We start from the raw sequence: 12117 nt of genomic DNA, 5'->3' as shown, positions 1-12117 counted from the left end.
TTTATGCTTTGGTGGAAACTATCAAAACTCTATTTAGACAGTTTAGTTAGTAGAGATAAAATCACCAATTTAGGCTGTAAATAGTTTAAAACAGCAGTGAAAATGCATGTTTATACGTGCTATTTCAACTTGTTTATTATATCCAGACATCATTGTCCGCAGTTAATTCACCTCCGGCATCTCCTGTATTAATTACTCCTTTAGGTTCAATAATCAAGATATGGCACTCCTGCGATGCCACAGGCTTGTGCTCTTCGCCTTTTTCCACAACGTACATTTCGCCACGGCTTAAATGCTCAACTCTATCTCTAAAATGAATATCCAGCTCCCCTTCTATGACGATAAACACCTCATCCGTATCGTCATGTTGATGCCAAGTAAATTCACCAGAGACTTTCACAAGTTTAAGTTGATAGTCGTTCATTTGCGCCACCACTTTGGGTGACCAATAATCATCAAATAATGACAACTTTTGCGCAAAATTAATTACATTTGAGTTCTTCATCACTTACCCCCTTTATTGCTTTTCACCAAGAATATGTTGCCAACAAGCATGAATCAAATGTACATTTTTCAGATTGATATGAACAACATGCATAGTTATGAACTTAAGACAATTTGACCAAAACTTATGGCTTGTTTTAGACGCCTTATACCAAACTCGCAGTGTGTCAGGCGCTTCTGAGTTACTCAACTTAAGCCAGTCAGCTATGAGCCATGCGTTAAAGCGCCTCAGAGTTGCATTTGATGATCCCTTATTTGTGCGCCAACAAGGTGAGATGAAACCAACAAAAAAAGCACTCATGATCCAGCCGCTTGCTCAGCAAGGTGTGGCATTGCTTAACCAAGTAGCCAATAGTTTAGATAAATTCGATGTCGCAACCTCAGAGCGACAATTCACTATAGCTACCACTGATTTCATAACTAAGCTTTTTGTATACCCTCTAATTGCCAAGCTTTGCGCCTCACGCTCAAACATAAAAATTAAAGTGGTAGATTTGGAATCACAGTTGCCTCACGGTGCTTTGGCAGTCAATGAAATCGATCTCGTTTTAACCTTCAATCACGCTGATGACCTTGGCGCCGATATTGAATATAAAATGTTATTGAGCGGCGATTACCGCGTAATTGCACGTAAAAATCATTCACTCATTAACGACGAACTCTCACTTGCTTGTTATTTGCAAGCACACCACATTTTGATATCACCTTGGGGACAAGAATATGGTAGCTTAGATATTGAGTTGAATAAAATTAATACAAAAAGACACATAGCAGCCATCACCCCCCACCTTATGCAGGCTGTCAACTTAGTAGCAACTAGTGACTTGATAGCAACGGTTCCAACGCTATCTATTTCGCCTAATGACAAGGTGCTAGTTAATATTTATTCTCCACCAATCTCTTTACCACCTTATCGCTTGTATATGGCGTGGTACCGAGCTTTCAATTTAGACCCAGGTCTGAGCTGGCTAAAAAACACACTTCATGAGATTGCAGCAATCGCAACACAATCAGACTAAACAATGAAAAACACCATAAAGTTTACATTATAGATACAAAACTGTTGCGCTTGAGATTTTTTTATGACAACTTGAACTTAGGCTAAGCCTTTAAAACAAATAAAAATATAGAGTAGTAAGTTATGACAGGATCTCTCAAACTATCACCAATCGCGCTTGCCCTGTTAGCAAGCACAGCATCTTTCGCGCTTCAAGCAGAATCAACAGACACAAAAATCGAAACCATCTCAGTATTAGGGTCAAAAGTTTCAAACCGCACGGCAACTGAATCAACATCACCCATTGATATTCTTGATACTGAGCAGCTTAACAAAGGGGGCTACACAGAGCTTGGGCAAAGCTTACAGTCAATTGCGCCCTCATTTAACTTTAGTAGAACGCAAGTATCAGATGGCTCTGACTTATTCCGCCCGGCAACACTTAGGGGATTACAACCAGACCAAACATTAGTACTTATTAACGGTAAAAGAAGACACACTCAAGCCATTTTTGGTCTAACGGGAACAGTCGGTGCAGGCGCTGCCGGCACAGATATGAACTCAATTCCAATGATGGCACTTAAAAATGTTGAGATCCTGCGAGATGGGGCCGCAGCTCGATATGGCTCAGACGCTATCGCTGGCGTAATTAACTTATCTTTAAATGATACAACTGGCGTAACAACGGGCTTTTTCCAAGGCAGTGCGACCGGCGAAGGTGATGGCGATACGTATGCATTTGGGTTAAACAGAGGCTTTGATATTGGTAATGAAGGTGGCTTTGTCAACTTATCATTAGAATATAGAGATGCTGAAGGCACTAACCGCGCTGAGCGCGATACTGGTGGCTCATCGACAATCCCAGCAGGTGAATTATCCGATACGGTGAGATGGCGACAAGGCAACTCTGACAGTGAGTTCACCTCAATCTTTTTTAACGCCGCACTGCCTGTTGGTGATAAAGAGCTGTATTCATTTGGCGGATACTCTAACAGAACGGCATTTGGTAATGGTTTTTATCGTGATTTTAACAAAGCAGAGCGTAACGTTCCTCAGGTATACCCTGACGGCTTTTTACCTCGTATAGATAACGAAGCGGATGACATGTCTTTTGCCGTTGGCCTTAAAGGAGATATCAATCCAGATTGGAGTTTTGACTTTTCTAATGTATATGGCCAAAACAAGTACGATTACTCGTCGTCGAACACGATCAACGCCTCCTTTGCAGCTGAGTACTTAGCTAATAACCCCAACGCGAGCGACGAACAGATCAGAGATAATGCAGGGCCTCACGGTGGATATTCTGGTGGCTTTAGGTTTGACCAGTGGACAACAAATTTTGACGTAAATGGCGTAATTGAGCGCGGTGATGCGGAGCCAATCTACATTTCAATTGGTGCGGAATATCGTAAAGAAAATTACGAAATTGTACCAGGTGAAGTCTCATCTTACGCATGTGGCGCGTCAAATGCTTCGAGCTCATTCCCATCAGTGATAGACTCAAGAGTATTTGCTGACTGTGGATTCCAAGCTTACCAAGGTTTGAGACCAGATGCCGCTAACAAAGCTGACCGCTCTAGCCATGCGATTTATGTTGAAGCAGAAACGCTACTGAACGAGTATTGGTTAGTAAGTGGTGCACTCAGATACGAAGATGTCTCGGATTCTGGAGACGAAACCATTTGGAAGCTCGCTACACGCTATGAAGTCACTGAAGACTTTGCTGTTAGAGCAGCTGCATCAACAGGGTTTAGAGCACCGTCTTTACAACAAGCTGGTTATAGTGCATTTACAACAAGTTTAGGTGGTGACGGTTCACTTGCGACTTCTTTCACTGCAACAGCTGGCTCTCCATTCCCAAGTGCTTTAGGCATAGATGGCTTAAAGCTTGAGTCTTCTGACAACTTAAACTTAGGCTTAGCGTGGGACACCAGTAATGATCTATCCATTACGTTAGACTTCTATCAAATCAAGATTTATGACCGTATAAATTTAGGCAGTTTCATTGGTATTGATAGCGAAGCGCTGACAAACTTCCCAGAAGCCAATGCCGCGCTTAAAGCATCTGGCGCAGTGCAAGCTAATTTCTTCTCTAACTCACTTGATTCAACAACCAAAGGGATTGATTTAATCGCTTCATACTCAACCGAGGTTGCTGCTGGTGAGCTGGAAGTCACGTTTGCTGCAAATAAAAATGAAACCACGATTGATAAAATCAATACACCACAAGGCATATCCGAAGACATCGCATTAGATGAACAAACTCAGTCTTTCCTGACCCACGGACAGCCGCAAGAACGTGCAACGCTTACTTTTGACTATAAAAAGGATAAATGGTCATCGCTACTGCGTTTAAATTACTTCGGAAAAACCGAAGTCTCTTACTTTGCGGGTAAACATATTGTACTACCTGACTTCTTATCGCCAACCAATCACTGGCAAGAAAATAGCGTTGTTGAGTCAGCGGTATTAGTTGATGTGAACTTTGGATATCAAATTAATGACAACTTGGATTTATCGGTCGGTATAGACAACATCTTTGATAAAACACCAAACGAGTTAGGCGAAGATGAAGTACTTAACTTTATCACCAACGGCGCAATGCGTTATCCACTCAGGGCTTTACCATACGGCTTTGATGGAATGACCTACTACGCAAAAATTAATTTTAGCTTTTAAATAATACAGTCCATGTATTGACCATTTAATCAATACATGGACATTTCAATTTGTTATATATTTCATTCATACTATTTTTCTGATTGAAAAAACGCCATATTCACAAAAAATAATGAGTAAGTTTTTATTTTAAATAAACAACCATTACACAGTGTCTAATACTCAACTATCAACATTTTTACCAATTTAATTCAATTCTGCGGCTTATCACTTCAATATTTTTCAACTAAAAAATCCAAGCAAATCTGGCTGTTTGACAAAAAAACGTCATTGTTCCTAATATACAAAACGAACAAAACTTAACCAAAAAGTACTTGATATGACATTTCAGATTTTTCCTTTGAGCGTTAAACAAAGGTGTTTAAGTATAATAATACTGCTATTTAGCACATGCTCAGTACAAGCAAATGATGAAACAAAGCTGATTGAACAGTGGTTAAACCTTGAAAAGCAGAAAAGTGCATTAACTGCGGCATGGCAACAAAGAAAAGAGACCTTAGAACAACAAATTATTTTACTCTCAAAAGAGCAAACATCATTAAAACAACTTATTGCCAAGAATCATAAAAATCAATCTTCCGTGTCTGAACAACGTGAGCTACTCGCCTCTCAAAAGATAAAGCTTGAACAGTCAAATGCAAAGCTAACCACGCAATTAAATTCTCTATCCGAGTACCTTAAATCAGTTGTCACTAAGCTTCCATACCCGCTTCAACAACAATGGGAAAAGACTCTGTCGAAACTAGATGCAGATTCTAACTCTGTTAGATTAGAGGCCGCACTCAAATTGATAAAACAGGCTCATGATTTTGATCAGCGGGTCGTTTTTCATACTGGCTTGATCCAGATAAATGAGCATGAATCTATTTTAGCTGAACAGGTTTTTCTAGGATTAGCCCACGGTTGGTATATTTCAAAAAACAAACAGCACCTTGGTTACGGAAAAAGCATAGACGATATATTTAAATGGCAGCACAAAGATCAAATGTCTATTGTGCTTACTGAAGCACACCTAACTGAACTCACTAACATCTTAAAAAATCCCACCAGCGCAAAATATGTTCAGCTTCCACTAGCAATTACCGCAAGTAATGGTGGTGCACTATGATAAAGCATATTTGTCAGATTTTATTATGTGTTATATGTTTTCCCTTGTTGGCCCTAGAGTCCAATCATGCTGATCAGCTTATTGGCCGCATTGCAACAGCAAAACAGCAACTCCTTGCAACTCAAGCGCGCATAGATCAAGAGCACAAACAGCTGGCCAAGCAACTTAACGCGCAGTTAGCCAAACTCAGAAAGCTGCGTAACGAGGCTAAAAATATTCGTCGTCTAGAGGATGAACAACTCCTCAACATCAATCAGTTGGAAAAACGTAACCAACAATGGCAAAACCAACATAGTTACCAATCACAACTTATATCAGCATTTGAAAAGAATACTCAAAGCCGTATTTCTAATGCTGATGGCTCCATTAATATCGAGCAGATTATTACCGCTTTAAATAAAAAGCTTACCCCTGCTTTTGAACAAAAAAATTTGATAGGCAGCGACAACAAGCTAAACACGTTTGATGTTATCAAAATTGGGCCGATCGAATACGCGATTAATGACATCGAAGCTGGGGTAGTGTCTTTCAATATTAATAACACTACGCCGCTATTAAAACAGATAAGCCAGCAAGATATACTATTTGATGACCTAAATGCATTGAAGAAAAACGGTAATGGGCTTATTCATTTCGACCCCACCTTGGGAAATGCTGACAAACTAAATCAAAGTCAATTTAGTTTAATTGAGTACCTTCAACAAGGTGGTACGTGGGCCATTCCAATCGTCTCATTTGCACTTGCTGCACTTATTATTGGCCTTTTAAAAGCCATACAGCTATCAAAGCTCCCAAGCATCAACCCAGTGACAAGCCAAATCATTAAATATTCAAACATACCGATGTCTCAAGCAGAGTTAAAAACAATATATGGCTCTCTCGCATCCAATGAGCGTGTACTTTTTGATATTGTGCAACACAACGCAATTTCTCAAAAAAGAGACGATCTGTTACTTGCTGAGCTGGCTAAACAAAAAGCGCATAACGAAAAATATATTGGTGTGATCACAACCTGCGCCACCGTTTCGCCCTTGCTCGGTTTACTGGGTACCGTCTCTGGCATGATCCATACCTTTATGATGATGAACATTTTTGGTTCAGGAGATGCGTCAGTCGTATCAGGTGGCATATCACAAGCGCTGATCACGACAGAATTAGGGCTTATTGTTGCGATACCTGCACTCATCGTTAGTGCATTACTTACTAAACGTGTCAAAAACTTTCAATCCTCCATTGAGTCACTGGCACTGCACTTAAGTAAACTTGAGATCAACCAATCGGAGCAAGCATATGGTTGATATGACTGAATTGCTCTCTAATGGTGTTGTGTTGGCGCTACTGTGTGTCGCCAGTGCAGTTTACTATCTTATCTTTGATCTTTACTGGGGTTTGCACCGAGATAACAAAAGAGATGATCTTAAGAATTGCCAAGGTACCTTGCTAGCACTTACCGCTTCACTGCCGTTGCTTGGCTTACTCGGTACCATAACAGGGTTACTGGATACCTTTGAATTCATCTCCATTTTTGATGCGCTAAATCAACAAGCAGTGATGTCTGGGGGGATCTCAAGTGCGCTCATCACCACTAAATTAGGACTCGTTTTAGCCGTACCAGCACTTATTTTTCGTCAGCTTTTACTTTTTAAATACCATACTCAGCGAGCGCAACCATGAAATCATCATTTGAACAACGTGTTGAAAGCGAAAAAAACGATGATATCGACCTAGCGCCACTGCTGGATGTGGTTTTTATCTTGCTTATTTTTTTTATTGTCACAACAGTCTTTGTCAAAGAAACAGGCGTTGAAATAGATAAACCGGCCTCGCTCTCCAGTAAAAGCCTTGCAAAAAATGTGTTTTTGCTTGCCATTACCAACGACGGCCAAGTTATTTATGGAGGCACCAATATTGGAATAAATGGGATCCGAAGCACGCTTGAGCACCTTAACCGTAAAGACGAGAGACCCCTTATCATCCAAGCGGATAAAACAGTGACTACTGAGCTGCTCGTCAAGGTGATTGACCAAGCGAAATTAGCTGGTATCACCAAAATAAGCTTAGCAACAGAGGAAACTCAATAATGTACTCAGCTCCATTCACATTGGAACGGTTTGCATTGATGTTGGCTGCCATGACCCTGTCTTTCGCTTTGTTTGGTCTATTAATCGTGTTAGATAACACAACGACCCCTCCACCAAACAAGGTAAAAATCAATCAACTTGAAGTGACGGTGGTCGCTCCCCCACCTCCTCCACCGCCCCAAACAAAAAAAGCTACTGATACCAGCAGCGACACCAGTACACTTAATGTGCAGGGTCTCACTGGCTCAATAAAGGTAAATTACGGCGTAAAGAATAAAATGGCCACACCTAAAATCGAAGACTTACCCATGCCCAAGTTTTCATTTGACAGATTTGAAATTAGCGAGCTCTATACTTCCAAAGTCCCAATGCTCGAAGTAGAACAGTTAGACAAAGTACCGAAAGTCGTCTCACAACGTTATGTGAGACCACCAAAATCAGTTCGCAAATATGGACAAAAGCGTATCAAGACCACCGTTGAGCTCATTATCGATCAATCAGGAAAGCCCTTTATCAAGAAAATTATCGACCCTGCTTTTCCAGAAATGGTTGAAACCATTAAAACTTGGGTAAAGTACGCTAAATTCGAAGTACCCAGAAAAGAAGGCAAAGCCGTTCAAGCTGTCTACCTGTACGGCATAAACTTTAATTATGGATAATATAATGATCAAAAAAAATGCGTTTATTTTATTATGTTCAATCTTCATGGCAGGCATGATTAAAGCGAATGCGCAAAGTTATGAGCTTGAACTTGACCCCGTAAAATTTGTCATCCCTGGATTCAGCGAGCAGTATTTAGAGCGGGAAGTCTCGCTTGCCCCTGAAGAATATGAGCTTGCTGAAAAACTAAAGTCACTACTTGGCAGAAAAGATTTCAAACAGGTTAAATTAGAGCTCGAGACTTACTATGATGTTGAACTGAGTCCCGCACTTTTAATGATCAAGGCTCAAGTGTACTTCTCACTCAAGGAATACCCCCAAGCCATTCACCTTTACCAGTTCATTCTAAATCGGAAACCTCAGCTAGTTCGCGCACATGAAGAGCTTGGGCTGCTATTTCTCATCACAGAAGATTTTGTTAAAGCTCGGCAGCATTTTGCAAAAGCAATCGCTTATGGGTCTAATAACGCAACAGTGCATGGGCATTTAGGTTACCTTAACCTTCACCAGCATGGCGGGCTTAGTGCGGTCTATGCTTATCAAAAAGCGTATAGCCTCGAACCCGAAAATACGCAATGGCAGCAAGGGCTATTAACAGCCTTTGTGCAAGCCAAAATGTTCCCTTCAGCACTTGCATTACTTGAAGAGCTCATCGAGCAAGACAAAAACAACCAATCATATTGGTTAACCAAGGCTGCAATTCATATTGAGCAAAATACTTATGATCAGGCTTTGCAATCTTTAGAGTTCGCGCTGTTACTTGGTGATATTTCCCAACAAAATTTATTAACTATGGTTAATCTGCATTTTGAACAAGCACAGTTTGATCGCGCCATCGCTTTACTTAAAACACAAGTAAAAAGTCAGCGTCTCGAATTTACAGATATAAGTAATTACCTGCTGTGGTTAAATCAAGTAAATAGATGGGAAGATAGCGAATGGTTAATTAAACAACTTAATGATAAAAGCACACTCAGTGCGCAAAGTAGAAGCCTATTGCTGTCAACACAAGCGCAGATCCTCCAAGCCAAGGACCGTATTAATGAAGCATTGACACATTATCAAAATGCTTTAGATCTAGATGCGAACAATCAAAACGCATTACTCAGCTATGCAAACCTACTTCTCCAGCAAAAGCATCATATAAAAGCCGAGCAAGCGTATATTCGTGCAGAAGCATTTGAGGAAATAAAATTACAAGCGCTATTAGGACGTGCCCAACTTTATATCAATACCGATGAATTAAAGGCCGCTTACCAATTACTCATTGATGCAAAACGCGCATACCCAAATACACTGGGTATTCAAGAAAAAATAAACTTACTAGCAAATATTATCGATATTCAAAGTACTAGCACATTATAAGGAGAATAAGATGGTTCGTATCACACTCTGGTCTATTTTTATCATATTAATCGCCGGATGCAGCTCGACTAAGTATACATTCGACTACGCCAATTGTGGTTCACAAGACTGGCAAGCACTTGGCCATAAAACGGCTCTGTCAGGCGACAATGTCAGGTTTTTTGATGCTGTAAAGCAAACTTGTGGAGATACCCTAAATCCCAATGCACAAAATCAATTTGTGAGTGGTTATAGCGCAGGTTTAATTGAATATTGTACTTATGACAATGGCTATAAACACGCAACAGAAGGGAATTCCCAGACCGATATTTGTCCATTTGATTTACAACAAGATTATCAAAAAGGGTTTGCACTTGGACAGCGTAAACGCTCAGAAATTGAAGAATATATCGCGAGACAAAAACGAGAAGTATACCGACATAAACAAAGTGAAATAACCAGAAAAGCACCAAAACCAAACATGAAGTAATTCAGTGGGCTACCAATTGCTGACGATCAATATTGATTAGTCAGCTAGCCCTCTCAATACCGAAGCATAACTTAACTCCGCACCCAAAAAAACCTCTCTGTTTTAGAAAAAATGCGACATTCAAGATTGAAGTTATAGATAAAATAAAACACCTAAATTCAGCTTTGGTTTAATTAGGCCCATTATAATTCGCTACTTCAATTTGAAAGGAGTATAAGCAATTGAAAAAGCTCGCCACCTTTACTGCACTCATGATGTTATCTGGCAACTCATATGCGGCTAAAACACAAATTTCTCCTCTTATTCAGCACAGCAATGTAAAAGCGCACAGTACTTGTTTTGGTTTTAGTTATGAAGCGTGGCAAGCAACCATGAAAAAGAAATACACCAAGCGGTTAAAGTCAGACGAAAAAGTTGATAAGGCCATGAAGCGGTTTGTTAAATGGTTTCCAAAAAATCAGTTTGATGAATATAAAAGTAACTTGGCTTGCCAGCACTTTACGTATTCTGTCGACGGCTTAGAAGTCGACGGTTATGTCATTAAACCCAAGTCCCACAAAGGTAAGCTTCCTGTCTTGATCTACAATCGTGGAGGTAATGGCAGCTTTGGTAACATGACTCTGGGTCCCCTCGTGGCGAATTTATTTCCCATTGCTGATAAGGGGTTTGTGATCATTGGCAGTCAATATAGACAGAGTAAAAAGCCACAGGCCCCATTAGATGAATTTGGCGGAGCAGATGTCAATGACGTCGTCGCACTTAACGAGCTGATCCCTCATATTCGTGGTGCTGACAGTCAACGAATAGGCATGTATGGCGCAAGCCGAGGGGCAATGCAAAGTTACCTTGCAGTCAAAAAGATGCCCAACATAAAAGCCCTTGCCGCCATTGCTGGGGTTTCTGACCTCACAAAACAGCTTGAAAAAAGACCTGAAATGGAACGCGTTTACAAATATAGGATCCCTAATTATAAAGACAACAAGCAACAAGCGCTGAACCAGCGCTCAGTACTGCACTTTGCAAACACACTACCAAAAAATACGCCAATCCTACTTTTACACGGCACCGATGACAGACGAGTCTCCCATGAACAATCCGTCGAATTGGCCAAAGCGTTTGCCTTGCACAATATTGAGCATAAACTCATTCTTTACCCAGACGATTACCATAATTTGAGATTGAATAAAAAAGAGTCACTCGAGGAGTTAGTAAATTGGTTTAATGCGCATTTATGATTAAGTGCGCATATTGTTTAAATAAGTACAGGCTTCAATAGTTCCTGATACCATTGCAGCTAAATACCTATTTAAAGAGATTACCGAGTTAAAGTCATGAACATTTGATTTTATCCGCAATTAAACCTTTCCAAAAATACGCTAAACTATAGGGCTAACTGGATGCGATTAAATACCATGTTTCATAAGTACACTTTCTCTATTATTAGCAAGCTCCACAAGTATTTGTTTTAAGCTTCTGGCTAGTGCAATGACCTCTTGAACGGGGTATTTCATGGTATGGTGTAAAGTCAGTTTCTTCATTTAAGCATTCAATAAACCGAAGAACATTAGAAATAACTTTTTCGTCTCTACACCGCCTATGCCCTCTCACTATTTTAATCGCGCTCAATACTTCAAGAGGAATTGACCTTGCTTTATTTCCAAAATACCAATACCTATCACATATAAGAACATTTTTTCCTTTCGTATCTCGTTCAATATCACCTTGTCCATGTAATTGATTAGCTCTTTGCTTAACGCCAGTTTCATCCCAATAATAAATACAATCGCCAGACTCCATATTTTCAGGTCTTTTGTTAGCAAATCGTTTGCTTTGCCCATATTCCCTCATGGTCACAACTTCGCTTATGATCCCAGCATAAAACAGCCTGTCACTTCCTACCGTTCGCACTGAGCCCAACCCAATAATTATGTCCCCTACTCTCGCAGTCCTTCTAATGACAGGCTTACACGTAACTAGGGTCAGTACACCACCATATGGATTTGGCGCAAAGCCATAATCATTGGCCACAACATAAGAAAACACGTTCAATTATCTAATTCCTTGTTAGTATCTAAATATATTAAAGTATGGTTTTCAGGTGAATTGAATCAATGACATTTTTACTGAATTTTTTACCTAGCAACAACGGACGAAATCACCAAATTTTTAAGATGAGTAATTACATGAGTATTCAAGTCACGTTAATCTGCAAATGAACAATTGTCACCTTCAGACATGATGGAGTTCTTTCGTC

At 40.1% G+C, this 12117-nt stretch carries 12 protein-coding genes; 10 read left to right on the top strand and 2 right to left on the bottom strand.

From position 1 onward, the window contains the following. Positions 1-136 precede the first annotated feature (136 nt). Complete coding sequence (locus L1077_RS07960; RefSeq protein WP_237136354.1) at positions 137-505, bottom strand: cupin domain-containing protein; 369 nt, start codon at positions 503-505, stop codon at positions 137-139. A 97-nt stretch (positions 506-602) separates the two neighbouring features. Between L1077_RS07960 and L1077_RS07955 the strand changes: the two genes are divergently transcribed. The 10 genes from L1077_RS07955 to L1077_RS07910 all read left to right on the top strand — a co-directional run bounded on the left by L1077_RS07955 (position 603) and on the right by L1077_RS07910 (position 11098). After that, on the top strand, positions 603-1523 hold the full coding sequence (locus L1077_RS07955; RefSeq protein WP_237136353.1) for a LysR family transcriptional regulator: 921 nt from the start codon (positions 603-605) through the stop codon (positions 1521-1523). A 122-nt stretch (positions 1524-1645) separates the two neighbouring features. After that, positions 1646-4180: a TonB-dependent receptor plug domain-containing protein gene (locus L1077_RS07950; RefSeq protein WP_237136352.1), complete on the top strand. Its 2535-nt coding sequence runs from the start codon at positions 1646-1648 to the stop codon at positions 4178-4180. Between the two features lie 319 nt (positions 4181-4499). Then, positions 4500-5288 (top strand): DUF3450 family protein, encoded by a 789-nt coding sequence (locus L1077_RS07945; RefSeq protein ID WP_237136351.1) that lies wholly within the window; start codon positions 4500-4502, stop codon positions 5286-5288. Then, positions 5285-6586 (top strand): MotA/TolQ/ExbB proton channel family protein, encoded by a 1302-nt coding sequence (locus L1077_RS07940; protein WP_237136350.1) that lies wholly within the window; start codon positions 5285-5287, stop codon positions 6584-6586. Before L1077_RS07945 ends, L1077_RS07940 begins: the two co-directional genes overlap by 4 nt. Next, complete coding sequence (locus L1077_RS07935) at positions 6579-6962, top strand: MotA/TolQ/ExbB proton channel family protein (RefSeq protein WP_237136349.1); 384 nt, start codon at positions 6579-6581, stop codon at positions 6960-6962. The genes L1077_RS07940 and L1077_RS07935 overlap by 8 nt, the downstream gene beginning before the upstream one ends. Further along, complete coding sequence (locus tag L1077_RS07930; protein WP_237136348.1) at positions 6959-7369, top strand: ExbD/TolR family protein; 411 nt, start codon at positions 6959-6961, stop codon at positions 7367-7369. The genes L1077_RS07935 and L1077_RS07930 overlap by 4 nt, the downstream gene beginning before the upstream one ends. After that, positions 7369-8028: a hypothetical protein gene (locus L1077_RS07925; protein WP_237136347.1), complete on the top strand. Its 660-nt coding sequence runs from the start codon at positions 7369-7371 to the stop codon at positions 8026-8028. The genes L1077_RS07930 and L1077_RS07925 overlap by 1 nt, the downstream gene beginning before the upstream one ends. Positions 8029-8032: 4 nt before the next feature. Beyond that, positions 8033-9394: a tetratricopeptide repeat protein gene (locus L1077_RS07920; protein ID WP_237136346.1), complete on the top strand. Its 1362-nt coding sequence runs from the start codon at positions 8033-8035 to the stop codon at positions 9392-9394. Positions 9395-9404: 10 nt separating this feature from the next. Continuing rightward, positions 9405-9863 (top strand): DUF2799 domain-containing protein, encoded by a 459-nt coding sequence (locus L1077_RS07915; RefSeq protein WP_237136345.1) that lies wholly within the window; start codon positions 9405-9407, stop codon positions 9861-9863. 221 nt (positions 9864-10084) lie between these two features. Further along, on the top strand, positions 10085-11098 hold the full coding sequence (locus tag L1077_RS07910; RefSeq protein WP_237136344.1) for an alpha/beta hydrolase family protein: 1014 nt from the start codon (positions 10085-10087) through the stop codon (positions 11096-11098). Positions 11099-11303: 205 nt separating this feature from the next. Here the strand turns inward: L1077_RS07910 and L1077_RS07905 are convergent, their stop codons facing one another. After that, the gene (locus L1077_RS07905) at positions 11304-11906 is read right to left on the bottom strand and encodes a hypothetical protein (RefSeq protein ID WP_237136495.1); all 603 of its coding nucleotides are present in this window, start codon (positions 11904-11906) and stop codon (positions 11304-11306) included. Positions 11907-12117 lie beyond the last annotated feature (211 nt).

Origin of the sequence: Pseudoalteromonas luteoviolacea (assembly GCF_021654285.1) — a bacterium.
Classification (GTDB): domain Bacteria; phylum Pseudomonadota; class Gammaproteobacteria; order Enterobacterales; family Alteromonadaceae; genus Pseudoalteromonas; species Pseudoalteromonas luteoviolacea_J.
The sequence above is the reverse complement of the archived record's forward strand: the minus strand, read 5'-3'. Positions and strand labels throughout refer to the sequence as shown.

Coding starts and splice junctions, on each gene's coding strand:
- L1077_RS07960 (WP_237136354.1), bottom strand. CDS start 505: ATGAAGAACTCAAATGTAATTAATTTTGCGCAAAAGTTGTCATTATTT.
- L1077_RS07955 (WP_237136353.1), top strand. CDS start 603: ATGAACTTAAGACAATTTGACCAAAACTTATGGCTTGTTTTAGACGCC.
- L1077_RS07950 (WP_237136352.1), top strand. CDS start 1,646: ATGACAGGATCTCTCAAACTATCACCAATCGCGCTTGCCCTGTTAGCA.
- L1077_RS07945 (WP_237136351.1), top strand. CDS start 4,500: ATGACATTTCAGATTTTTCCTTTGAGCGTTAAACAAAGGTGTTTAAGT.
- L1077_RS07940 (WP_237136350.1), top strand. CDS start 5,285: ATGATAAAGCATATTTGTCAGATTTTATTATGTGTTATATGTTTTCCC.
- L1077_RS07935 (WP_237136349.1), top strand. CDS start 6,579: ATGGTTGATATGACTGAATTGCTCTCTAATGGTGTTGTGTTGGCGCTA.
- L1077_RS07930 (WP_237136348.1), top strand. CDS start 6,959: ATGAAATCATCATTTGAACAACGTGTTGAAAGCGAAAAAAACGATGAT.
- L1077_RS07925 (WP_237136347.1), top strand. CDS start 7,369: ATGTACTCAGCTCCATTCACATTGGAACGGTTTGCATTGATGTTGGCT.
- L1077_RS07920 (WP_237136346.1), top strand. CDS start 8,033: ATGATCAAAAAAAATGCGTTTATTTTATTATGTTCAATCTTCATGGCA.
- L1077_RS07915 (WP_237136345.1), top strand. CDS start 9,405: ATGGTTCGTATCACACTCTGGTCTATTTTTATCATATTAATCGCCGGA.